The organism is Plebeiibacterium sediminum, from assembly GCF_026013605.1.
Classification (GTDB): Bacteria; Bacteroidota; Bacteroidia; order Bacteroidales; family Marinilabiliaceae; genus Saccharicrinis; species Saccharicrinis sediminus.
The window spans coordinates 45,882-71,222 of sequence record NZ_JAPDPJ010000006.1 but is presented as its reverse complement, the minus strand read 5'-3'; the positions used below and the strand labels follow the sequence as shown (position 1 = coordinate 71,222).

The window sequence follows — 25,341 nt, the reverse complement described above, 5'->3', positions numbered from 1 at the left end:
AACAGTGATTTTAGTTCGATGGAACTATCCATGCTATTTTAAATTTCTATCCTTTATCTTATTCAAGTATTGATGAAGAAAAAATGAATGTATGTATGCGCTTATGTATATATGACAAAAATCACAAAAGTAAATAAATGTTAAAATATGCTTATTTTGGCTGCTTTGGTGTAAATGAGTTTGTTGTGTGGTGTGATATTATGTATTTATAAACTTTAAGGTATTGAAAAGCAGTATTTAAACATTTTTGAGATGAGTTTTATGTGAGGTGTAAAATTGGTATAAATGAGTTTTTTGTGATGTTATAAATTATATATAATTAACAAATGATTGCATTTTTGTGACAATGAAAGTTAATTCTAAATCCAAAAAGCAATTGAACGGATAAACTATTTAATGATTCAAATTGTGCACACTGAAAAATTAAAGGTTTTAAGTTCTTCCGCTTGCTGGAAAGTAAAGTGGAAAATGAAAATTAAATTCTAAAACACATGAAACATTTGTTAGGAACAATGATCCTGTTTTTGTGCAGCACTTTTATATGGGCGCAGGAAATGGCAATTACAGGTAAAGTTACATCCGCTGAAGACGGAGCTCCTATACCAGGAGTAAGTGTAATAGTAGAGGGAACTACCAATGGGACCATTACTTCAATTGATGGAGATTATTCTCTTAAAGTAAATCAAGGTGAAGTACTGATTTTCTCATTTATTGGAATGGAAACTCAAAAAGTAACAATTGAAAGCGAGTCTACTATTAATATGGTATTAGCACCAGAGGTTTCAGACCTTGATGAGGTAATTGTAGTAGGTTATGGTGTACAAAAGAAAAGTGTTGTAACAGCTGCAATTAGTAGTGTTTCTTCTGAAGAACTGGAAAAAACAACTCCTTCCAGAATTGAGAACGTACTAAAAGGAAAAGTTTCCGGGGTACAAATTACTCAAAGTTCAGGTCAACCCGGATCAGATTCGAAGGTTCGTATCCGTGGTATTGGTACTATTAATAATAGTGATCCATTATATATTGTAGATGGAATGGCAGTAGATGGAGGAATTGATTATTTGAACCCTTCAGATATTCAGTCGGTTGAAGTTTTGAAAGATGCCGCTTCTGGTGCAATTTATGGGGCTCGTGCTGCTAATGGTGTTATTCTTGTTACTACAAAATCAGGTAAAAAGGGTAAAGCTACATTAAACTACGATTTCTCTTATGGATGGCAAAATCCTTGGACAGAAAGAGATGTGCTAAATGCAAAAGAGTATATGACCATCATGAATGAGATTCGTTTGAATGATGGAAACTCAGCATTATATAGTGCTGATGAAATTATGAATGCAGGAAAAGGAACTGATTGGCAAAATGAAACTTTTAATTATAATGCACCGGTTCAAAACCATCAAGTTAGTTTAAGTGGAGGTACTGATGTATCAAATTACTTTGTTTCTTTCGGTTATTTTTCTCAGGACGGTATTGTTGGTGGTAACTACGACAGATCTAATTATGAAAGATATAGTGTACGTGTTAATAATACATACAACGTTTTTGAAGAAACAAGAAACTTGTTTAAGTCTTTAAAAGTTGGAGTAAATGCAGGTTACACCAGATCTAAGTCAATGGGAATTGAAACTAACTCAGAATATGGTTCTGTTTTAGGAAGTGCAGTAGCATTTAACCCAACAATTCCTGTTTATGCTACAGATCCAGATGCTGTTATTGCTGAGTATCCAACAGCTGTTAAAGATAAAGATGGAAGAGTATTTTCTTTACCACCAAGTGGATTTCAGGAAATTGCTAACCCTGTTGCAATGTTAAATGCACCTACTGCGGATCAGGGAAATTCAGATAAAATTGTTGCTACAATGTGGGGTGAACTTGAAATCATCAAGAACTTAAAGTTTAAGTCAAGTTATGGTGTTGATTTAGCATTCTGGGGAAATGACGGATATACTTATCCTCACTTCCTGGCAACACAAGGTAAAAACTATACTCAAAGTCATGTATGGTCAGGTATGAATAGAGGATATAACTGGCAGGTTGAAAATACTTTACATTATTCTAAAACACTAAGTGAAAAGCATAATCTCTCAATATTAGTAGGTCAGTCTGCTAAAGAATATACCTACAGAAGATTACAAGGTGATGATTACGATTTATTAGAGCAAGATCCTTCTAAAGCTGTAATTGATTATGCCATTGCAGACCGTGATGATGAAAGAGTTTCTGGAGGAACTGGAGGTTATACATCTAAAACATTGGCTTCATATTTTGGCCGATTAGATTATAATTTTGATGAAAGATATATGCTTCAGGCTACTGTTCGTAGAGATGGTTCATCAAACTTTGGTTCTAATAATAAGTGGGCCGTATTTCCTTCTTTCTCATTAGGTTGGAATGTTACTAACGAATCCTTTATGGATAATAAACCAAATTGGTTAAGTTATATGAAACTTCGTGCATCATGGGGTAAAAATGGTAACGAAAATATTGCTGCTTTCTCATACACCAGTTTAATGGATGGTGGTCAAAATTATTATTTTGGATCAGGAGATAACTCAACTATGCAATATGGTAGTAGTCCTGCACGAATTGCAAACCCTAATGTAAAATGGGAAGAGTCAACTCAAATTGATGTTGGTTTTGATTTAAGAATGTTTAATCATGCTTTAGCATTTGGTATCGATTACTTTAAAAAGGATACAGAAGGTATGCTTATGGAACAGCCTATACCAAAGTATGTTGGTAAAGGTGCTCCTATTGCCAATGCAGGAGATATGGAAAACCAAGGTATTGAGTTAGAGCTAACATATAAAAATAATATTGGTGACTTAAACTATAGTATTGGTGCACAGGCCTCTTATATTAAGAACAAGTTGATCAATATGGGTAATGAGTCAGGAGAGATTGTTTATGAAAATGGTGGAGCTGCTGGTTTAGGAGATTTTGTTAAAGGTAAAAATGGTGAAGTTTTCCCATATTTCTATGGATATAAAACGGATGGATTATTCCAAAATCAAGCAGAAGCTGATGCATATAATACTCAGTATGGTCAAAATGCCATGCCAGGAGATGTTCGTTTTGTAGATCATAATAAAGATGGCGAGATTAATGATTTAGATAGAACAAAAATCGGTAAAGGTATGCCTGACTGGACTTTTGGTTTAACCATTGGTGCAGACTATAAAGCTTTTGATTTGAATATGTTCTTCCAGGGAAGTATGGGTAATGATATTTTTGATTATTCAGTACGTGGAGATATTCCTGCAATGAATCGTCCTACATGGATTTTAGACAGATGGACAGGAGAAGGTTCTTCCTATAAAATTCCTAGAGTTACTTCAGAGAACCCAAATGCAAACTGGCGATCTTCAGATATATATGTAAAAGATGGTTCATTTGTAAGATTGAAAGCAATTCAGTTAGGATATACAATTCCTCCAACAGTTCTTCGCAAAGACTTTATTAAAAGATTAAGAGTATATGTATCAGCTGAAAATCTGTTGACATTTACTAAGTATGATGGATTTGATCCTGAGATTGCATCAGAAGAATATACTACAATTGGTGTAGATAGAGGAATTTATCCTCAGGCACGTACAATCTCAGTTGGAGCCAATATTACATTCTAATTCTAAATTATTCAAACCATGAAACAAGCTTCAATATTAGTCTTCGTTCAAAGACAATTATTTAAAGGGAGTTTCATTGAATATTGTCGAAATAAAAATTATAGACACATGAAAAAATTTATAAACGCAATAATTCTAGCAGTTTTATTAGGCTTTACATCGTGTAGTGAGGATTTCCTGACTGTAGAGCCTACTGATTCGCAAGAAGCTGGAGGTGCTGCTACTGAAGGTGCAATTTTATCAAACTTGGGTGCAGCATATCAAATTTTACTCTTTGATAGTTATGCAGATTATAGCTATAACAGTGTTCCTCTAATGTCAGATCTTCGTTCTGATGATATTTATAAGGGTGGTGGTGATGCCGGTGACCAAAGGATGTTGTATCTGTTGTCACAGTTTAATTTAAATGCTAACGAAACAGCAGCTGGTTTATGGAATATTTATTACAGTGGATTAAGCAGATGTAATAATGTTATTATAGCTTGTGAAAATGCTGTTGATGTTGATGAAGCAAGTTTAAATCAGTATAAAGCTGAAGCACATTTTTTAAGAGCTTACTATGTACATTGGTTATGGAAGTTCTGGGGTAATATTCCTTATTTCGAAGAGGATCTTCCAGCTCCATACATGGCACCTCAATATACAGCAGATCAAATTTATAATGAATTGATTGAGGATGTAGATTTTGCAATTGATGGTGACAAATTACCAATGCGACCAGAAGCTACTGATGATGGAAGAGCTTCTAAAGCTGCAGCCATGTTACTAAAAGCAAGAATTGTTCTTTATCAAAAAGATCAAACTCGTTATGCTGAGGTTTTATCAGATATGGAAGAAATTTATGCAAGTGGTGCATATTATTTAACTGACTATGCTTCTATTTGGGATAGAGAAGGTGAGTTTGGACCAGGATCTATTTTTGAAGCAAATCAACTCGCAGAAGGTAAAGACTGGGGTGCTGCTTGGCAAGGTTATGGAACAAACTTACCTGCATTTATCTCTCCAAATGGTTTAAAAGAAGATACAGAAGATCTTCTTAGCGAAAAAACAGAATATAAAGGTGGATGGGGATTTGGTCCTGTTAGAACAGAAGTTCTTTCACTTTTTGAGGCTGGTGATGAGCGTTTACCTGCATCGGTAAATCAATTTGAAGAAGGAACTTACACAGCTCGTTTCCAAAATACTGGATTGTTTATGGCTAAATATTCTGCAAGAGTAGATTACAACGATGCTCCTTATACAGAAGATTTGAACTACGAAAATAATGTACGCATCTTCCGTTATGCAGAAGTATTATTAAATGCTGCTGAGTTAATTGTAGTACACGGACAAACGCCTGGTACAGATTTAACAGCTCAAGGATGTTTAGATGAAATTAGAACTCGTGCCGGATTAGGTTCTGTTGATGCTACAGCAGATAATATTAAGCTGGAAAGAAGACGTGAATTTTTAGGCGAAGGAATGCGTTTTTGGGATTTAGTTCGCTGGGGTGATACAAATGTATTAACAGAGTCAATCCCTGAATTTTCTTCAGAAAGAACATGGTCTGATGATATGAAGTATATGCCAATTCCTCAGTCAGAAATTGATAAAACAGAGGGTGAATTTAAGTTGGTACAGAATTCAGGTTATTAATGAGTTTGTTAAAATTAAAATCTAAGAAAATGAAGAATATATTATATTTTGTTGTTTTAATATTTGCATTTGCAGCATGTTCCCCTGATGAGCATACTATGCCGGCAAATATTAATGCAGACCAGGTTTCGTGGGAGTATGTGACAACTGATGTATTAAATCAATATCAATTAGTAAATAACACTCCGGGGACTTCTGCTCTTTGGGATATGGGTAATGGTGTAAAAGCAAATGGTAACACAGTTACTGCACGTTACACTTTTGCAGGTACTTATACAATTAAGGTTACTATTATTTCTCAAGGAGGATCAGTAACCGTTGAAGATGATATCGTAATTACTGAAGATAATCCAGCTTTCTTATCAGGTTATCCTTATGATGAGTTAACTGGAGGTGGTTCTAAAACATGGGCTATGGATGGTTATGCAAGTGCTGCATTTGGCCTTGGACCTACATTGGGAAATCCATTAGAATGGCATGCAGATGTAGCCGGAGCAAGAGTTGGTAAAGGAATTTATGATGATAGATTTACATTTTCTATTGCATCAACAGGTTTGGTTTTTGAACAGGTTACTAATGGCGATGTTTATGCTAATGGTGTATGGGCAGCAGATTTAGGTTCAACTGATGGTCATCAGGAAGCCGATGGAGCAGATTTTATCATGCCTTACGATGGCGGTACTGTACAATGTGCTGTAGCTGGTGAATCCTTTACAGTGAGTGGTGGTTTCTTAGGTTATTATGCCGGCGCAACTGAATACCAAATTATTACATGTACCGATGATCTTTTAGAAGTTGCTTTCTGGGATTCACAAAATAACTTTTTCTGGTATACTAAATTTGTGCCTGAAGATCAGTTAACTCCGGAGCCAGAGCCTGTTGTTAAGAAACTGGAAACAAATGATTTATTTGATGATTTTGAAGGTAATGGAAACATAGCTTGGGTAACAAGTTCCATTGATGGATTTTCAATTATTGATAATTTCGCTCCAGTGCCGATTAATACTTCTGCAAAAGTAGCTCTATATCACAAAGGAACAGGGGAATGGAATAACGTGAGTATTGAATTGGATTATTTAATGGATCTTTCTGTAAGAAACGTATTTACATTAAAAGTATTTGTTCCAAGTTTCAATGATTATGTAACAGAGTGTAACCCGGGAACTGATTGGTTGGCTACTCATAATCTTCGTCCACAGATCGATATCAAACTTCAGGATAGTTCAATGGGAGGCAATGCCTGGCAAACCCAACAGGTTAGAAGTCATACATTGACAGAAGATCAGTTTGGAAAATGGATTGAACTTACTTTTGACTTTAGTGATGTTTCAGATAGACAGGATTTTGACTTGATTATCCTTCAGTTAGGAAATGAAGGTCACTGTAACGATGGAATATTCTATGTTGACGATTTCAAATTACTAGATTAATTGATTCACAATTCCCGGAGTAAAATACTCCGGGATATTTCCTGATTATTTTAATTATTAGAAAAGTTTAATAACAGCCTTTTCTAACGAAAAGTTGTTGAGATAAAAGATGCTTGACAAGCTATGGTATTGTAAAATAATCAATTACAGGAAGTGGCAACCTTGCATATTTTAATCATAAAGTGTGGCGCAAGTACACGATTATAATGGATTAGAAGTTCTGAATTACCAATGTAAAAAAGAAACTTTTAATATATCGAAATAAGAGATAAAGATGAGCATTACAAATATGATGAGTCGTTTGTTTATTGTTGGATTAGTCGCAGTTGTATTTGCTGCGTGTTCTGATAGTGAGGATGGACCAAAGGTGAAGTATACGGCAGATTTTGATTACGCAGTATCAAATGATAATCCTAATATAATTGAGTTTACCAATCTCTCAGATGGTGAATATTTGTATTTGCAATGGGATTACGGAAAAGGAGAAGGTTTGGGTTCTAAAGAATCAGATAAAACATCTGTGAGATCTATTTATTATCCATTAAAAGGTACTTATGAAGTTACTTTAGTGGTATGGGGTAGCTTGAATAACAGTAGTGATACTAAAACCATAACAAAAACCATAACCATTGATCAGGATGATCCGGATTATGTACAACCACAGGGATTAATATGGTCGGATGAATTTGATGGAAGCAGTGTAGACTTAACAATCTGGACTTTTGAAACAGGTTCTGGAGGCTGGGGTAATCAAGAACTTCAGTATTATACTAATGGTGAAAATGCAACAGTTGAAGGTGGTAATTTAATTATTACAGCAAAAAAAGTTAACGATAATAAAACCGATGGATCTTATACTTCAAGCAGGTTAGTTACCCTTGGAAAACAAGAGTTTACTTACGGACGCATTGAAGTGAGAGCTAAGTTACCATCAGGTACTGGTATTTGGCCTGCCATATGGATGTTAGGTTCAAATATTAATTCTGTAGGATGGCCTGCTTGTGGTGAAATCGATATTATGGAGTATGTAGGTTACGATCCGAATATAGTTCACTCAACAGTGCATACGCCAGCAGGATATGCCGGAGATGGTGATGGAAACTGGATGACTTTAGAAACGGCAGAAGAAGATTTTCATATTTATGGGTTAATCTGGTCCGAATCATCATTAACATTTTATGTAGATACACCTGATCATGTTGTTCATGTATATGCACCAGCTGTTAAAACCAGTTCAAACTGGCCTTTTGATAAACCTTGTTTCTTCATATTAAATATTGCCGTAGGAGGAACCTGGGGAGGTGCTCAGGGAATAGATAACGCCATTTTCCCTCAAACGATGGAAGTGGATTATGTGAGAGTTTATGACTTAGATTAACCAGGCAAAATAAATAGCATGGTAAAGCAAATAATTGTAGCAATAATAGCTGTTTTATTGGTGAGTTGTGGAAGCTCTCCTAAGAAATACGAGCTGGTATGGAGTGATGAATTTGATTACACAGGTCTGCCAGATGAGTTAAAGTGGAACTACGATACAATTGGAAATAGTTATGGTTGGGGAAATAACGAACTGCAGTTTTACACGGTTAAGAGAAAAGAAAATACATGGGTTGAAAATGGCATGTTGACCATTACAGCTTTAAAGGAAAAAGGTTTTCCAATGGCTTATACTTCTGCACGTTTAACCACAAAGCATAAAGGCGATTGGTTATATGGTCGCATTGAAGTGAGAGCAAAATTACCTTCTGGAACAGGAATTTGGCCCGCCATATGGATGTTGCCAACAGAAAATGCCTACGGTGGTTGGCCCAAAAGTGGTGAGATTGATATTATGGAACATGTAGGGTATAACCCTGATTCTGTATTTTTTACAGTTCATACTGAGGCTTTTAATCATATACAGGGAACCGAAAAGAGCAAGCCTGTTTTTATGCCGGAAGCTGAAGATGAATTTTTTACCTATGGGATTGAATGGAATGAGAAAGAGATTTCATTTTTGGTTGATGGAAAAGAGGTGTATAAGTTTAAAAATAGAGGGACGAATTCAGCCGAATGGCCTTTTAATAAAGCGTTTCATTTATTGTTAAATGTTGCAGTTGGAGGTAATTGGGGTGGAGTACAAGGTGTAAATGATGATATTTTCCCTCAATCCATGCAAATAGATTATGTAAGAGTATATCAAAAAAAATAAAGAATAAATAATGAAATATGTCTGTGGGCATAATTGCTGACGGGTTAATAAAAATCAGCACATCAGCTTGTAAACTCAAGCTTTGCTTTTAAAGACTATAAACAAACGACACAACTAAAGAACGTACTCATGAAACATCTTTTATTCATAACCTTATTGATTTTTACTTTTAGTATAAGTAAAGCGCAGGAACATGAAATACAGAACAAAGTTGAAGAATTAATGTCCCAACTCACCCTCGAAGAAAAAGTTTCTCTTTGTTCAGGAAGAGATGATTGGAGTACAATGCCTATAGAACGATTGGATATTCCATGGATTTGGATGGCTGATGGTCCACATGGTGTGCGTCGCGCACCTGCAACAAACAAAGCCGGTTATGGCGATCAGCATCCGGCAACTTGCTTTCCAACAGCATCAGCTCTTTCTGCAACCTGGAATACTGATTTGATTTATAAAGTTGGTCAGGCTTTGGGTGAAGAATGCCAGGCCTTAGGTGTTAATATTTTATTAGGTCCTGGTGTTAATATTAAACGGTCTGTTTTGGGAGGGAGAAATTTTGAATTTTTCTCAGAAGATCCGGTTCTTTCCGGAGAATTAGGAGCGGCTTATATCAACGGAGTTCAAAGTCAGGGTGTGGGTACATCGTTAAAACACTATGTGGCTAACAATGTTGAAACAATGCGCATGTACATGAACTCAAATGTAGATACGCGAACATTACACGAAATTTATTTAACTCCTTTTGAAATAGCAGTTAAAAAATCTCAGCCCTGGACAGTAATGGCTTGTTATAACAGGGTTCAGGGAGAATATGGTACGCAGAGTTCTTACTTGCTAACAGATATCTTGAAAAATGATTGGGGCTATAAAGGCATAGTGATTTCAGATTGGTTTGCTGTTGTTGATAGAGTTAAAGCATTAAAATCTGGTATGCATATTGAAATGCCGCACCCAGGAAATGTCAATAATGAATATTTACTTCAGGCTATCAAGGATGGAGCATTGGATGAAGCAGTTTTAGATGAGGCTGTAAAAGAAATCTTAACCATCGTACTTAAAGCAAAATCACTACAGAAGAAAGATGCTGACCTAAAAGAAAAAGAACATCATGCTTTTGCCCGTCAGGTTGAAGTTGAAGCCATAACATTATTAAAAAATAACAATGAAGTACTTCCATTGGATAAAAAGAAGTACAAAAAAATAGCCATTATAGGTGAGTTTGCACAAGCTCCAAGATACCAGGGAAACGGAAGTTCGGAGGTAAAACCAACCCAGCTAGATAATGCGCTGGAAATCATTAAAAAGGAATATGGTAAAGGCGTTTCTATTAGCTATGCAAAAGGATATGACCTAAAAAATGACAATGACTTTTCATTAATAGAAGAGTCGAAAAAAATAGCACAGGAAGCAGATGTTGCCTTGGTTTTTGCTGGATTACCTTTACATTATGAGTCTGAGGGAATTGACAGAAAACATATTGACATGCCTGCTTCTCACAATAAGTTAATTAAGGAAGTGAGTAAGGTTCAAAAAAATACAATTGCCGTGTTAACCAATGGTAGTGCAGTTGCAATGCCTTGGGTAAACGATGTGGAAGCCATTTTAGAAACATGGTTAGGAGGACAAGCTGGTGCAGGTGCGGTTGCAGATGTTTTATTCGGAAAAGTGAATCCTTCTGGTAAACTTGGAGAAACCTTTCCTGCTAAGTTGGAAGATACTCCGGCAGCCTTTAATTTTCCTGGAGAACAAGGAGATGTATTATACGGTGAACGCATTTTTGTAGGCTATCGCTATTACGACGAAAAGAGGATTGAGCCTTTATTCCCATTTGGTTTTGGACTATCATATACGCAATTTGAGTATTCAGATATGAAGGTTTCATCTAAGCAAATTACAGATAAGGATGAATTGGAAGTAAAAGTAACGGTTAAAAACACAGGGGCAGTTGCAGGTAAAGAAATTATTCAGCTATATGTATCCGACACGCAGAGTACATTACAACGACCAGAAAAAGAATTAAAGAAATTTACCAAAGTAGAATTGAATCCAGGTGAGTCAAAAGAAATAACCTTTGTACTAAATAGTCGAGATTTCTCATATTATGATGGAAAGCGTGAAATGTGGATTGCAGAAAGTGGATCGTTTACAATTTCAGCTGCAGCATCATCTCGTGATATTCGTCAAACGCAAACCATTACCTTAAATTCAGAACAGCAGATTCCGTTGATGGTTGATGAATATACCTTTGTAAAAGAGTTGTGGGACAATCCTCAAACCAGAGCCTTAATTAAAGAATACATTCCTAAATGGATCGGAAATTTTGTGCCGGAAGGAAAAACATTGGATGAAGCTAATATCCCGGGCTTTTTCTTAGAACATCCATTGATAAAATATCCATATATCACCAATAATGAAATTACTAAAGAACAGGTGGAAGAGTTAATAAAAAGGTGTCAGCCTCTTACCTATAAACCTGCATACAAGCAATTTGAAGAAAAAGAGAATGTAAGTTTTTAGTTATATGTTTTCTAACCTGTCAGCGAGCATAACACCTGCCAGAGTTAATAAAGGAGAAAATGGTTTTTTGAAATAATAAATGATTTAAGATATGAAGAAGGTTACTGTAGTTATTGTTGCAATAGTCAGCGTTTTTTTATGGAACGCCTGTACGCCAGTAAAATCTGGAGGACAACAAGATGAAATTGGGCAAAAAGTTGAAGATTTATTGGCTCAAATGACTTTAGAAGAAAAAGTTGGGCAGATGAATCAATACAATGGTTTTTATGATGCCACCGGACCAGCTCCAAGTGAAGGTGATGCAAAAAACAAGTTTGAGCATCTAAAAAAAGGATGGGTAGGTTCAGTGCTTAATGTTAGAGGAGCAAAGCAAGTACGCGAACTACAAAAAATGGTTGTTGAAAACTCTCGTTTAGGTATTCCGTTAATTTTTGGATTAGATGTTATTCATGGTCATAAAACATTGGCACCAATTCCGTTGGCTGAGGCGGCCAGCTGGGATTTAGAAGCAATAAAAAAATCTGCAGAAGTTGCAGCAACCGAGGCTTCGGCTGTTGGTATTAACTGGACTTTTGCACCAATGGTAGATATAAGTAGAGATGCGCGGTGGGGGCGTGTAATGGAAGGTGCCGGAGAAGATCCTTATCTTGGGGCTAAAATAGGAGTCGCACGGGTAAAAGGTTTTCAAGGCGAGGATTTATCTGCACCAAATTCCATTGCTGCCTGCGCCAAACATTTTGCAGGTTATGGATTTGCTGAGGCAGGTAGAGATTACAACACAGTAGATATCAGTACTTCTACTTTATTTAATGTTGTATTGCCTCCTTTTAAAGCTGCAGTTCAGGAAGCTGATGTGAAAACAGTGATGAATGCTTTTAATATAATGAATGGTGTTCCTTCTACTGGTAATGCTTTCTTGCAAAGAGATATTCTGAAAGGAAAATGGGGCTTTAACGGTTTTGTAATTTCCGATTGGGGTAGCTGTATGGAAATGATTCCTCATGGTATGGCTGCAGATTTAAAAGAAGCTGCTATGATTGCCGCCAATGCAGGTTCTGATATGGATATGGAATCATATGCTTATGTAAAATATTTAGCAGACTTAGTGAGAGAAGGAAAAGTATCTGAAGACAAAGTTGATGATGCTGTTCGTAGAATTCTTCGTGTAAAATTTGAATTGGGATTATTCGATGATCCATACAAATACTGTAGCGAAGAGCGTGAAAAAGAAATGTTGTATCATCAGGATCATCAGGATGCTGTATTGGATATGGCCCGCAAATCAATCGTGTTGTTGAAAAATGATGGAGGCTTGTTGCCTCTCGATAAAAAACAAAGTGGAATTGCTGTAATCGGTGCTTTGGCTAATGATAAAAACAGTCCTTTAGGAAGCTGGAGGATTGGTTCAGATGATAATACTGCAGTTTCAGTATTGGAAGGTTTGGATAAATATTGCAACTATAAATATGCTAAAGGAGCCGATGTGGCTGTTGGTGATGTAAGTTTTACTTACGATGTAACCATCAATGAAACAGACAAAAGTGGATTTGCAGAAGCAATTGCATTGGCAAAAAAATCTAAAGTAGTGGTAATGGTTTTAGGTGAGCATGGTTTTATGTCAGGAGAAGGTCGAAGTAGAGCTAATATTGATTTGCCAGGTGTTCAGCAGGAATTACTGGAGGCTGTTTATAAGGTAAATAAAAATATCGTATTGGTTTTAATGAATGGCCGTCCGTTAGCTTTACCTTGGGCTGCAGAAAATATTCCAACCATTGTAGAAGCATGGCAACTAGGAACACAATCGGGTAATGCAATTGCCGATGTGTTGTTTGGAACGTACAATCCATCAGGAAAATTAACCATGTCTTTTCCTCGTACTGTTGGCCAATGTCCTATTTATTATAATCATTATAGTACTGGACGCCCAGATGTTAAAAAAGAAGTATTCTGGAGTCACTATACAGATGAGGAAAATTCACCATTATTCCCATTTGGATATGGTTTAAGTTACTCAAAGTTTGAGTACAGTGATTTAAAAGTGGATGATTCAGATTCAAACAACATCAAAGTATCGGTTAAAATTACCAACACTAGTAATATTGATGGAGAAGAAGTGGTTCAGTTGTATATTCATGATAAAGCTGCATCCATTGTTCGCCCGGTAAAAGAACTTAAAGGATTTGAAAAAATCACTTTAAAAGCAAACGAAAGCAAAACAGTAGAATTTGCAATGACAGAAAAAGAACTTGGTTTTTATGATATAGAAGGAAATTTTGTTGTTGAACCAGGAGCTTTTGATGTAATGGTAGGAACAAATTCTCAGACAGGATTAAGTGGAAGTTTTGACTTAAAATAAACTTTTGTTAGTTTAGACTCGATATCTGTATACCAAGGAGCACCTACTATAGGTGCTCCTTTTTGATTGTATCATATATTAAAAAAACTACATAATATATTTACATTTGAAATGCCTTAATTAAATCAGCGATTTGTGATGATCAGACTTTTATATGCAATTCTATTTTTCTCATGTGTAAACCTGAGTGCTTCAAAATATTTACCAAAAGTAATTTGCTTTGATAAAGAAACTTATCAGGCAGGAAGACAAAACTGGGATATTGATATTGATCAGTATGGCATCGTTTATTTCGGAAATTCTAATGGTCTTCTGTATAATGTTTATGGGGAATGGAGTCTTGCAACAATGTCTGAGCCAGGTTTGGTCAGAACGGTAATGGCAGATCATGATACCATTTGGAGCGCAAGTAGTGAGTTTGGTTATTTTATCCGACAAAATGGAAAAATGGTATTTCATCATATCGGACAAACAGATGGCGATCAAATCTGGAATATGGTAAAGTTCAGGAATCAAATTATAATGCAGTCATCCTACAAACTTTATATATATGATAAGATAAGTCATAAAACTGATGAGATTGATATTCCAGGGCATGTGTATTCTATTATTGTGTGGAATGAAAAAGTATGGATGGTTTTAGCCTCTGGCGAAATAGGATACTTTGAAAACAACAACTTCAAGAAAGTATCGCAATTTGAAGAGCTAAAAAATAGAGAAGTAAGAAAAATATTTCTTCATAACGGTAAAATGTTTTTTGTTTTGTTTGATGGAGATGTTTATGCATATAGTAACGATATATTGGCAAAAATTAATCTACCTGAGGCTTTGCAAAAGAACACGCTGTTTTCAGGTTTTTCCTATGATGAAAATTCTTATTGTCTGGGTTCTATAGCTAACGGATTTTTTCATTTGGACGATGATGGAACTATTTCAAGGCAAGTAAATGCTACACATGGCTTGATTGATAATACCATTTTGTCAATGAAATGTGATGGCTTGGGTAATGTTTGGTTAGGATTGGATTATGGAATTGCCAAAATAGAGTTGCAAAGTGCCATCAATAATATTTTTGAAGGTGGAGCTACTTACAGTATTAAAAACTTTCAGGGAAATACTTATCTGGCAACCAATAAAGGTCTTTTCGTATCTTCAGAGAAAGGAGCATTTGAAATGGTACCAAACACAGGTGGACAAGTCTGGAATTTGAAAATCATTGATAACAGCTTGTTTGTTTGCCACAACAAAGGCATGTTAATATTGAAAAACGGAAGTATTAAAAATGTGGCACCTTACAGCGGATTTATTGATGTGGCCAGATTTGAAGGAACTGATTATTATCTTTTTTCAAGTTATCAGGAGCTAATACTTATACATAAAGTTGGTGACAGATATGATTATATTAAAAATTTGAATATCTGGGGAAACTCATCGTTGGTCTATGATAAGGAAAACAAATGTATTTGGGGCGAGATGAATGGGCAGGATATAGTAAAAATATCATTAAACGCTAAGGCAAAAGTTAGTAGCGAAAGAATAGACGGAGTTACACATATTTTTGATACTGAGATGGGCATTTTCTTTAATAACGAGGAACACATCTTACAATATAAAAACGGAGTATTCAAACCATCAGAACATCCACTGATTGAAAAAGTAGCATCAAATGATATTGAATCCTTAAACTTTGGTAGCAATGGAAATTCTGTTGCATATATACAAAAAGGAGAAGTTAAACTGGATGTTTTGTTACCCGATGGAAACATTTATTCATACAATACCTTGCTTAAATCATTAGGTAAGCTCATTAATGATGAACGCAAATTTGTTGACATAAAGAATAATAAATTGCGGCTGGCAACCGATAGAGGTGTTACCATATTTGATATTGATTTTCACTCAGACTTTAAAAAATACAGTAAGCCGGTTATTTCATCAGTATCAGAACTTGATGATGAGAACAGTAAAACATTTTATCCTTTTTCAGAGGATGGGATTAAGTATAAAGCCGGGAATAGGGATTTGAAATTTAGTTTTAGTATCAACAAATCCATGTATGATGTAGTTGAGTACAGATATAAACTGGAACCGGAAGATAAGCAATGGTCAGATTGGAGTTCAGATAAAGATGAGGTATTTTACGCACAGTTAAAAGGAGGGAAGTATCACTTTTACTTGCAAAGTAGAATTAACGGAGGAGAAGTAAACGAGAGTTCCTTATTGATTCATATCGATAAAAAGTGGTATCAGACAGCCTGGGTACTATTACCTGTTTTTTTGTTATTATTTTTTATTGGTTTTATCATGTACTACATCATGCTAACTATCAGTCAGATTAAACTCAAAAAACAGGAAAAAATATATGCAGAAAACGAAGCCAGTAAAACCATCTCTTTAAAAAATGAACAGCTTTTGCAGTATACAGAGATAATAAGCCATAAAAACGAATTTCTGAATAAGCTAAAAGTTGGTTTGGAGTCAATGCGTAATACTGATGCCAAACGTTGGGCAAATATGATTAACGATGAAGTCAATAATGAGAAAAAGGAATTTCTGTTTCATAAGTTATTTTCTGAAATTCATCAGGATTTTATTGCACGATTAACCGAAAAATTTCCCAATCTTACTTCCAATGATATTCGGGTTTTATCATTTATCCGAGCCAATTTAGAGAATAAAGAAATCTCTAACCTAATGAATATCTCTCCCCGTAGTTTAGATACGAACAGATACCGTTTAAGAAAGAAATTAAATCTTGAACAAGGTGTCGATTTAAATCAATTTATTCGTGATTTTTAATGTTGAGTTTGTTTTTGTAAGTGATTGAAAAATAAATAAAAAGGTTCTTGTGTTGTACTCTTGTTGAGGGTAAAATATAGCTTGCTGAGATTAAGTTGAGACCTGATTTTTTGAGTTGAATAAATTCTGGAATATTCTTGTGTCAAAGAAAAATTACTCCTGCATTTCAGGATGTATTACTCTTAAATGACTTGATAATCTAGAATAAAATTAAATGAAGAACCTTTTTAGTTTAATACTATTATTTGCGCTAAGCATTCCTTTATTATCAGCACAGGATCAATGGTCTGTTTCTGGTAATGTAAAAGGAGAGGAAGACAATGAGCCCATCATAGGAGCCAATGTTTTTGTAAAAGGAACTACAATAGGAACCGTAACTGATATGGACGGAAACTTTACACTTAAAGTTGAACCGAACAGTATTGTGGTTATTTCTATGATTGGATTTCAAAACGTAGAGAAACAAATTAAAGTCCCTAATGATTATTTGGCAATTGTATTAAAGTTGGATAATTATGTGCTTGATGAAATTGTTTCTGTGGGTTATGGAACCATGAAAAAAAGTGATTTAACAGGGGCTGTAGCATCTATTAAATCTAAAGAACTTCAAAAAACGCCGGCAGCCGGATTAGATCAGGCCTTGCAGGGTAAAGTAGCTGGTGTTACGGTAAATGCCAATAGTGGTCAGCCGGGAGAAGCCGCGGTGGTGCGCATCCGTGGAATTGGAACGGTAAACAATAGTTCTCCGATATATGTGGTTGATGGAATGATTGTTCAGGACATTTCCTTTTTAAGTCCCAATGATATCGAATCTACAGAGGTTTTAAAGGATGCATCATCTACAGCTATTTATGGTTCCAGAGGTGCCAATGGTGTTATTCTTATCAAAACTAAAAAAGGAGAGAAGGGAAAATCAAGAGTTTCAGTGAGTTCATACACCGGTGTTCAAAACCGTTGGAATAAGCTGGATTTAATGAAAAGAGATGAGTTTGCAGAAACGCTGATGAAACTGAATCCTAAAGCATCTTCTATATCTAAATATCAGCAGGAAGGTTTTAACACCTGGATGAAAGATAATGTTGGAACATCGCCGTATTATCCGCTATTGAAAACAAATGCAAATCCTTACGGAATGGATTATGCAGCCATTGAAACAGATTGGCAGGATGAGGTATTTAAGAAAAATGCAGTGATTCAGGATTACTATGCTTCTTTTAGTGGTGGTGATGCAAATAATAGCTATGTATTGAGCGCCAGTTATTTTAATCAGGATGGTACTGTTATCGGTTCAAATTATGAGCGATTAACATTAAGGGTTAATACTTCATTAAAGGTAAATGATTGGTTAAAAATTGGTGAAAACCTTTCGTTTGTGAATTCAACAGGGCGAAATGCAATGCACAATAGTTCCAGTCCGGGCGCATCAGTTTTATCTGCTGCTATTGCGATGGCACCTTGGGATCCAACGCATTATCCAGAGGGTTCAATAAATAACGAGGGTAAAGATATGGGCGGACAAATTGCTGCTGCATCAAACTTTAAAAATGTGGTGAATCCATTTTCGATGGTAAAACACAATCACCCAGAAAATATTGTTGAACGTTGGGTTGGAGATATGTTTGTTGAATTAACACCTTTCAAGAATTTTAAATGGCGTTCTGCAATCAGTATGGATCTGGCCAATAATCGTAACCGTTCTTTTGGTGATGCTTATCAATATTCAGACTACGATAAAAGAAACAAAAACTTTTTATCGAGCAATATGCAACACTACAGAACATTGATTCTTGAAAATATAGCCAATTATTCGGTAGATCTTGGTAAACACAGTATTTCGTTAATGGCTGGTCAAACTACCGAAGAGTATAATAACTATGGAATGGGTGGAGCTGGTGCTTCTATATTAAATCCAACAGAATCTAATTGGTACCTTTCTAAAACTACAGAAGATAAAACTGAGGCCAATGATAATGTATCCAGAACGAGAATGTTTTCGCTTTTAAGTCGATTCCATTATTCATTTGATAGTCGTTACCTGTTAACAGTAAACTTCAGGGCCGATGGTTCCAATAAGTTTCCTGAAAATGTTTGGGGGTATTTTCCTTCCATGGCGTTGGCCTGGAGAATTAGTGAAGAAAACTGGATGAAAAATTTTGAATCGCTGGATTTTATGAAACTGCGATTTGGTTGGGGACAAATAGGTAATGATAAAATTGCTTCCAATAGTTTTGCTACTACCATGTTTGAATCTAATACTGTGTTTACTGGTTATCCCTTGGGTTTAACACAAACACTGGCCAACGGTGCCACCGTTTTAACTTATGCCAATAAAGGAGGTAAATGGGAAACCACTGAGCAACTGAGTGCCGGAATTGATTTTGGATTTGGTAAAGGATTAATCACCGGTAGTTTTGATGGATTTATCAGAGACACCAAAGAAATGCTGCTGGGAGTTAAAGCTCCGGCACAGGTTGGAAACCGTTTTGATCCTTTGGCTAATGTGGGAACTGTTCGAAATGAAGGTATTGAAATCTCTTTAGGACATAGTGGAAAAATAGGAAAAGTAAGCTATAATATTGATGGTAATGCTTCTTTTATCAGAAATGAGCTGACAGCGCTTAACGGCGGTAGTCCGGTTTATGGTGACAGAACATTGAGTGATGAAGGATTGGCACTATACACCTTGTGGGGATATCAATTCGAAGGGGTATATAAAACAGATCAGGAAGCGATGGATCATTTATGGTCGTATTCAGCCAGTGAAATCGGTGTTCATGCCGGGGATGCCAGATATAAAGATTTAAGTGGCCCGGAAGGAACTCCGGATGGAAAGATTGATGATTACGATAAAACAGATATCGGAAATCCATTTCCATGGTTAACCTACGGTTTTAATATAGGTGCCAATTACAAAGGTTTTGATTTGCAGATGTTTTTCCAGGGAGTTTATGGCAATGAGATTTATAATGCAGTTCGTCATCGTACCGAAGGAGCGGGTAATGATGCTACTTTGAGCACTTCAATGCGTAATGTATGGGTGGATTATACAGATGTAATGAAGACTAGTCTGGAATCGTATGGCGTAGACTGGACTCAGTTGGTGAATACAGATGGAACCATTCCAAACCCAACAGGTAACCCAATGAACAGAGAAACTTCAGATCGTTTGGTTGAAAGCGGCGCTTACCTTCGATTAAAGAATATGCAGTTGGGCTATACTATTCCTAAAAGAATAACCGAAAAGGCGGGTATTAGCAGATGTCGTTTTTACCTGAGCGGTTCTAACCTGTTAACGTGGACTAACTACTCAGGCTATGATCCGGAGGTTGGTAGTGGAATTGATTATGGTAATTATCCGCAAGCCAGAACGGTAACCTTAGGTGTTAATCTTGATTTTTAAACATACTACTCATATTTAAAGAAATGTAACGAGCCATGTGAAAAGTCTTTCATAGTGTGCTGTTCCCATGGTGAGTTACATCAAAAAAATATTAGTCATATCGAAACTAGCTTTAGGAATGCTTTTCTCATTGAAGAGGATGATTACTCAGAAGAGTTTCATATGGCAATTAAAAAATATCAGACATATGAAAAATATACAATTCATATTTTTAGCTTCTTTGGCAGTGCTTTTTAGTTCTTGCGAAACATGGCTAACAGAAACAGCACCGGCCGTTACCGGACTGGAGGATTATTATACTTCAGGTGAAACAGGAATATATACCACAAATGCAGCATATGTTCCTCTGACATGGGAGTATAACTACACCTATTACAGCGACTTTTTTATTGGAGATGTGATGTCGGATGATGCCTTAAAAGGTGGACAAAACACCAGTGATATGGCTGATGTGTATGATATGGAAAACTTTAAAACCATTGCGAATAATGGATATCTGCTCGATTTTTATCGCACTCAATATATGGGAATTGGAAGGTGTAATCTTGGCTTAAGAGAAGTTCCAGCCTTGATACCAAACGAAAACATGACAGCAGAGGTTCAACAGAGATTGTTGGGTGAGCTTAAGTTTTTACGCGCCATGTACTATTTCCGTCTGGTACGTGTATTTGGTGGAGTTCCTTTGGTTGATTATGTGATTGAATCCACTACTGATTGGCAACAACCAAGAGCAACTGTTGAAAGCGTTTATAATTTTATTGTTTCTGATCTGGAAGATGCCAGCGAATTACTTTGGGAAAAGAGTGCTTATGCACCAGAAGAGTTAGGTCGTGCAACCAAAGGTGCTGCTCAGGCCATGCTATTAAAAGTGAATTTATATATTCATGATTATACAGAGGCTAAAAGATGGGGCGAGGCTATTATCTCTTCAAATGAGTATGACTTGCTTCCTACTTATGCCAATAACTTTTCTATAGACTACGAAAATGGTTTGGAATCAGTATTTGAAGTTCAGTATGCCGATGATCCAACAGGAGATTATGGTGGCTCAAATGGCGAAGGTGGTAGCGGATATACTCGCGGTACTTACTCAATCATACTTACACGTTCACGTTCTTCATTGTTAGGTGGAGGATGGGGTTTTAATAAGCCAACAGTCAATCTTTACAATGAATACGAAAGCAATGATCCGCGAAGAGATGCTACTATTTTAAATCCTACTGATGATCAGATTGAAAATCCTGAGCAGGAAATCTATTTAGGAACTCGATTCTTAAATAAGAAAACCGGATTTTATGATGCAGACGGAAATCCGATAGAACTTTCTCATCCATCTCGTGGTCCGTTAAACAGAATTGATATTCGTTTTGCTGATGTGCTTTTAATGTATGCTGAAGCTTGTTGTGAAACAGGAGATTATACCGATGCTAAGAACGCTTTAGAAAGAGTGCGAAACAGAGCGCGTCAGGGGCAGCCAGATATTTTGCCGGCGTTTCCTGATTATAATGGGTATGCAGATAACAAAGCAGACCTGGTTTCAGCTGTGCGCCATGAGCGCAGGGTTGAGCTGGGCATGGAAGGACATCGTTGGTACGACTTGTGCCGATGGGGTGTTGCCAAACAAGTGATGGATGCATACAAAGCAACAGAATCTCCGGAAGCTCAAAGTCATATGGCTGAGTTTATTGCAGGAAAACACGAGCTTTTCCCAATTCCAAGTAAAGAGATAGAATTAAACCCAATGGAACAAAATCCTATGTACTAACATAGGTCATTATAAGAGTTAAAAAAATCAACTATTAATTATTTCAAATTTAAATTATGAAAACAAAAGCTTTATTATTCATGTTTTTTGGCCTTATGGGGCTATTGGTTACAAGTTGCAGTAGTGATGGAGGTGGCGATGAACCAACCATTGAAGTAACGGGAATTACAATTGATCAGCAAACTGCCAGTATGGAGGTTGAAGCTTCATTAACGCTGGAAGCAGCATTGCAACCTGCAGGTGCAGAAGGTGATATCGCATGGAGTTCTTCTGATCCTTCAGTTGCTCCTGTTAATAATGGTATTGTAACAGGTTTAAAAAGTGGATCTGCAACAATCGTAGCTACCTATGGCGCTTACACAGCATCATGTGAAGTTACAGTTACTCCAAAAATAGGAGAATTGGATGCTTCATTAAAAGGATCAAATTATACTATTATTCAAATTGGTGAGGCTTCGTTTACTGCTATTCAGGATAAAGTAGTTAATGATTTACGTCCGGATGATACCAATAAATTTTTATATATCTGGGATGGTACATTTACAGGAGGAACTCCTACTGGTTTAAACTTTTACGAACAATCAGAAGGATGGCCAAGTTTTGTAGTTGGTAGTGCAGGATGGTCTGGAGCTGGTTATAGTATTTCTGCAGATTATCAACTAATTGATATGACTGATATGTATAATAATCCTGATAATTATGTATTCCATATTGCATTAAAAAGTTCTCAGGCAAGTAGTTCTTACCTATTCATTTTTGCAGATGGAGCCGCAGAAGCTAAAATTTGTATTGGTTCAGCAGCATACGAAGATGGAGGTGTAACATATGAGCCATTTGCTGATTTTGCAAGAGATGGCGAGTGGCATGAAATTGAAATTCCTGCTAGTAAATTCAGAGAGTTAGGCGTTTTCTATAATGAGCCATTTAATGATAAAAACGTATTTGCATTTTTAGCTGGTGGAGTACAAGGAACTACCTTAGACTATGATGCTTGTTTCTTCTATAAGAAAGCAAATTAATGTCTGTATGAGAAAGAGAGATCTTCGGGTCTCTCTTTAATTAGATTTTTTTTCTATCCGGATAAAAGAAATGCACCAGTAGATTCATACCTACTGGAATCAAAATTCAAATTACTGTTTCATGGGTCTCTCATGGGACTAAAAGAAATAAACTAGCGTATATGAAGCATATCCTTACCGTATTGGTTTTGTTACTTACTTTAATTACATCAGCTTGTTCTGAGGATAAAGCAGTAGTAACGTATGAACTGATACTTGATAAAAGTACACTGAACCTGACTATTGGAGAAAAAAGCATTATAAATGTTGTAGAGGCTCCTGCAACAAACGAACCTGTTGTATGGACTTCAGATAATGAAACCGTTGCGTCTGTTTTTTACGGCAATGTAACAGCTTTAGCTGGTGGTACAGCAATAATTACAGCTACAGTTGGCGACTATAGTGCTCAATGCGAAGTTGTTGTTCCAGAACCGGAGTATCAGTTAGTATGGGAGGATAATTTTGATGGTACAACGCTGAATGACGACAATTGGACCATAGAAGTAAATGGAAATGGAGGTGGAAACCAGGAATTACAATACTATACGGATCGTCCTGAAAATGTAAGGCTTGAGGATGGCTGTTTGGTGTTGGAAGCCCGTAAAGAACCGTATTCCGGAAAGCAATATACTTCAGGTCGTATTATCTCTAAAAACAAACAGGATTTTACGTATGGTAAAATGGAGGCCCGTTTAAAAGTTCCGCATGGAAAAGGAACATGGCCGGCCTTTTGGATGCTGGGCTATGGTTCATGGCCACGATGTGGTGAAATTGATATTATGGAGCATGTAGGCTACGATCCTAAAACTTTTCATTGTGCATTACATACTCAAAATAAGAATGGTATGAATGGTCAAAACGTGCATGGAGAACAGACTTTAGATAATGATGTGGCGGATGAGTTTCATGTGTTAACAATGGAATGGGTTCAAAACGAGTTTATGGGGTACGATCGTATTCATATTTATGTGGATGGTGTTGAAACAAAAACTTTTGGAGAAACTACACAACTGCAGGATAGTGGAGACTGGCCTTTTAATGATCGCTTTTACTTTATTCTGAATTTAGCTATTGGTGGTAATTGGGGAGGAGCTCAGGGTGTTGATGATAGCATGTTTAATGAACCTGTTTTGTTTAAGGTGGATTACGTTAAAGTTTATCAGTTAAAATAACAAACACATGAAATTAAATTTATTGATAATAGGAGTTCTAACATTTCTGTTGTGTTCTTGCGAAAAGGATAATACAGGAACTTATACTCCCAAGGATCCTGTTCAACAAGGCAGAAGTGTTAAAAGAGGTGTTTCGTTTAGTTATCAGTTTGTAGAGGATGTTACCGCTTTAGCACCCGGAATTTGTTGGTCGTATAATTGGTCGCCTACACAAAGTTCCATTTTTGATGAAGCAACAGCAGAGCATGAAATTGATTTTTGTCCGATGGCGTGGAATGGTATTAATGAGGGACAAATTCGTGAATATGTTTCCAGACATCCTGAATGCGAATATTTATTGGCCTTTAATGAACCAAACTTAACAGATCAGGCTAACATGACACCGAAGCAGGCAGCAGAAAAATGGCCGTCAATAAAGAGTATTGCTGAAGAATTAAACTTAAAAATAATCTCTCCTGCAATGAATTACGGTACGTTGGCCGGATATTCTGATCCTATTGTTTGGTTGGATGAGTTTTTTAAGTTGGTACCAATTAGTGATATTGAAGGTATTTCTGTTCACTGTTATATGCCAAGTGTAACTGCCTTAAAAAGTTATATTGAGCGTTTTAAAAAGTATGAAAAACCAATTTGGTTAACTGAGTTTTGTGCTTGGGAAGGTAATATTTCTCCTGATAGTCAAAAACAATTTTTATCGGATGCTGTCAATTACCTTGAAAGTAGCAATCAGGTAGAGCGTTACGCCTGGTTTATTCCACGATTTGGTGCTGGGCCTGAAAGTTTTCCTTATATGGCATTGTTAAAAAGTACTTTTCCAGTTGAGTTAAGTGAATTGGGAATGATTTATACTCAAATGTCATCCCAGGATAAGAGTAGGTATTATGTAGAGCAACAGCAAATAGAGGCGGAACACTACAGCTCAATTAGTATTGCTGAAACAGCAAATGTCGAAGGTTGGAATAACGGCCCTAAAGTCAGAGTTACCACCGATGCACCTAACGAAAGTTTAGAATTGTACAATTGGTTTGTAAACCAATGGGTGGAGTATCAGATAGAACCAGACCGAAGTAAAAACTTTACGCTGGATATTCGTTACGCTACATTTATTAATGCTGATATAGAAGTTAGTGTAGATGGCAAAGTGGTAAAAACAATTACACTTGCTGATACCGGTGAAAACTTTATATGGAATACAGCACAGATAGAATTGCAGTTGAGTAAAGGAAAGCAAACAATACGACTAAAACTTACCGATGGAGCATGCTGTTTAAACTGGTTGAAATTTTACTAATCAGGTTGCATAAATCTGATTTTTAAAACCTGAAATACGGATCTGTTAATTAGACATAAATCACAAGTTGCCTTTGAAATCAGGTTTCCCATAGGGTTTCG

The 25,341-nt window shown here is 36.3% G+C and carries 13 protein-coding genes; all 13 read left to right on the top strand.

The features are described from left to right. Positions 1–491: 491 nt before the first annotated feature. The 13 genes from OM075_RS04855 to OM075_RS04795 all read left to right on the top strand — a co-directional run bounded on the left by OM075_RS04855 (position 492) and on the right by OM075_RS04795 (position 25,240). The gene (locus OM075_RS04855) at positions 492–3,626 is read left to right on the top strand and encodes a SusC/RagA family TonB-linked outer membrane protein (protein WP_301189353.1); all 3,135 of its coding nucleotides are present in this window, start codon (positions 492–494) and stop codon (positions 3,624–3,626) included. Between the two features lie 108 nt (positions 3,627–3,734). Then, the gene (locus OM075_RS04850; protein WP_301189352.1) at positions 3,735–5,261 is read left to right on the top strand and encodes a RagB/SusD family nutrient uptake outer membrane protein; all 1,527 of its coding nucleotides are present in this window, start codon (positions 3,735–3,737) and stop codon (positions 5,259–5,261) included. Between the two features lie 29 nt (positions 5,262–5,290). Continuing rightward, on the top strand, positions 5,291–6,691 hold the full coding sequence (locus OM075_RS04845) for a PKD domain-containing protein (RefSeq protein WP_301189351.1): 1,401 nt from the start codon (positions 5,291–5,293) through the stop codon (positions 6,689–6,691). Between the two features lie 274 nt (positions 6,692–6,965). Then, entirely contained in the window at positions 6,966–8,069 is a 1,104-nt protein-coding gene (locus OM075_RS04840) for a glycoside hydrolase family 16 protein (protein WP_301189350.1), read from the top strand. Positions 8,070–8,087: 18 nt separating this feature from the next. Then, a complete protein-coding gene (locus OM075_RS04835; RefSeq protein WP_301189349.1) occupies positions 8,088–8,882 on the top strand; it encodes a glycoside hydrolase family 16 protein in 795 nt (264 codons plus the stop codon). A gap of 129 nt (positions 8,883–9,011) precedes the next feature. Beyond that, complete coding sequence (locus OM075_RS04830; protein WP_301189348.1) at positions 9,012–11,399, top strand: beta-glucosidase; 2,388 nt, start codon at positions 9,012–9,014, stop codon at positions 11,397–11,399. A gap of 91 nt (positions 11,400–11,490) precedes the next feature. After that, positions 11,491–13,755: a beta-glucosidase BglX gene (bglX, locus tag OM075_RS04825; protein WP_301189347.1), complete on the top strand. Its 2,265-nt coding sequence runs from the start codon at positions 11,491–11,493 to the stop codon at positions 13,753–13,755. Positions 13,756–13,893: 138 nt separating this feature from the next. Beyond that, positions 13,894–16,554, top strand: coding sequence for a triple tyrosine motif-containing protein (locus OM075_RS04820; protein ID WP_301189346.1), 2,661 nt, complete (start codon positions 13,894–13,896; stop codon positions 16,552–16,554). Between the two features lie 214 nt (positions 16,555–16,768). Further along, positions 16,769–19,954: a SusC/RagA family TonB-linked outer membrane protein gene (locus OM075_RS04815; RefSeq protein WP_301189345.1), complete on the top strand. Its 3,186-nt coding sequence runs from the start codon at positions 16,769–16,771 to the stop codon at positions 19,952–19,954. 187 nt (positions 19,955–20,141) lie between these two features. Beyond that, positions 20,142–21,719 carry a RagB/SusD family nutrient uptake outer membrane protein gene (locus OM075_RS04810; protein ID WP_301189344.1) on the top strand — a complete coding sequence of 526 codons (1,578 nt, stop codon included), beginning with the start codon at positions 20,142–20,144 and terminating at the stop codon, positions 21,717–21,719. Between the two features lie 56 nt (positions 21,720–21,775). Continuing rightward, positions 21,776–22,738, top strand: a complete 963-nt coding sequence (locus OM075_RS04805; protein ID WP_301189343.1) for an Ig-like domain-containing protein — start codon at positions 21,776–21,778, stop codon at positions 22,736–22,738. Between the two features lie 161 nt (positions 22,739–22,899). Next, on the top strand, positions 22,900–23,949 hold the full coding sequence (locus tag OM075_RS04800) for a family 16 glycosylhydrolase (protein ID WP_301189342.1): 1,050 nt from the start codon (positions 22,900–22,902) through the stop codon (positions 23,947–23,949). A 7-nt stretch (positions 23,950–23,956) separates the two neighbouring features. Then, positions 23,957–25,240 carry a glycosyl hydrolase gene (locus OM075_RS04795; RefSeq protein WP_301189341.1) on the top strand — a complete coding sequence of 428 codons (1,284 nt, stop codon included), beginning with the start codon at positions 23,957–23,959 and terminating at the stop codon, positions 25,238–25,240. Positions 25,241–25,341: the final 101 nt, after the last annotated feature.

Coding starts and splice junctions, on each gene's coding strand:
- OM075_RS04830 (WP_301189348.1), top strand. CDS start 9,012: ATGAAACATCTTTTATTCATAACCTTATTGATTTTTACTTTTAGTATA.
- OM075_RS04855 (WP_301189353.1), top strand. CDS start 492: ATGAAACATTTGTTAGGAACAATGATCCTGTTTTTGTGCAGCACTTTT.
- OM075_RS04840 (WP_301189350.1), top strand. CDS start 6,966: ATGAGCATTACAAATATGATGAGTCGTTTGTTTATTGTTGGATTAGTC.
- OM075_RS04805 (WP_301189343.1), top strand. CDS start 21,776: ATGAAAACAAAAGCTTTATTATTCATGTTTTTTGGCCTTATGGGGCTA.
- OM075_RS04795 (WP_301189341.1), top strand. CDS start 23,957: ATGAAATTAAATTTATTGATAATAGGAGTTCTAACATTTCTGTTGTGT.
- OM075_RS04850 (WP_301189352.1), top strand. CDS start 3,735: ATGAAAAAATTTATAAACGCAATAATTCTAGCAGTTTTATTAGGCTTT.
- bglX (WP_301189347.1), top strand. CDS start 11,491: ATGAAGAAGGTTACTGTAGTTATTGTTGCAATAGTCAGCGTTTTTTTA.
- OM075_RS04815 (WP_301189345.1), top strand. CDS start 16,769: ATGAAGAACCTTTTTAGTTTAATACTATTATTTGCGCTAAGCATTCCT.
- OM075_RS04820 (WP_301189346.1), top strand. CDS start 13,894: ATGATCAGACTTTTATATGCAATTCTATTTTTCTCATGTGTAAACCTG.
- OM075_RS04810 (WP_301189344.1), top strand. CDS start 20,142: ATGAAAAATATACAATTCATATTTTTAGCTTCTTTGGCAGTGCTTTTT.
- OM075_RS04835 (WP_301189349.1), top strand. CDS start 8,088: ATGGTAAAGCAAATAATTGTAGCAATAATAGCTGTTTTATTGGTGAGT.
- OM075_RS04800 (WP_301189342.1), top strand. CDS start 22,900: ATGAAGCATATCCTTACCGTATTGGTTTTGTTACTTACTTTAATTACA.
- OM075_RS04845 (WP_301189351.1), top strand. CDS start 5,291: ATGAAGAATATATTATATTTTGTTGTTTTAATATTTGCATTTGCAGCA.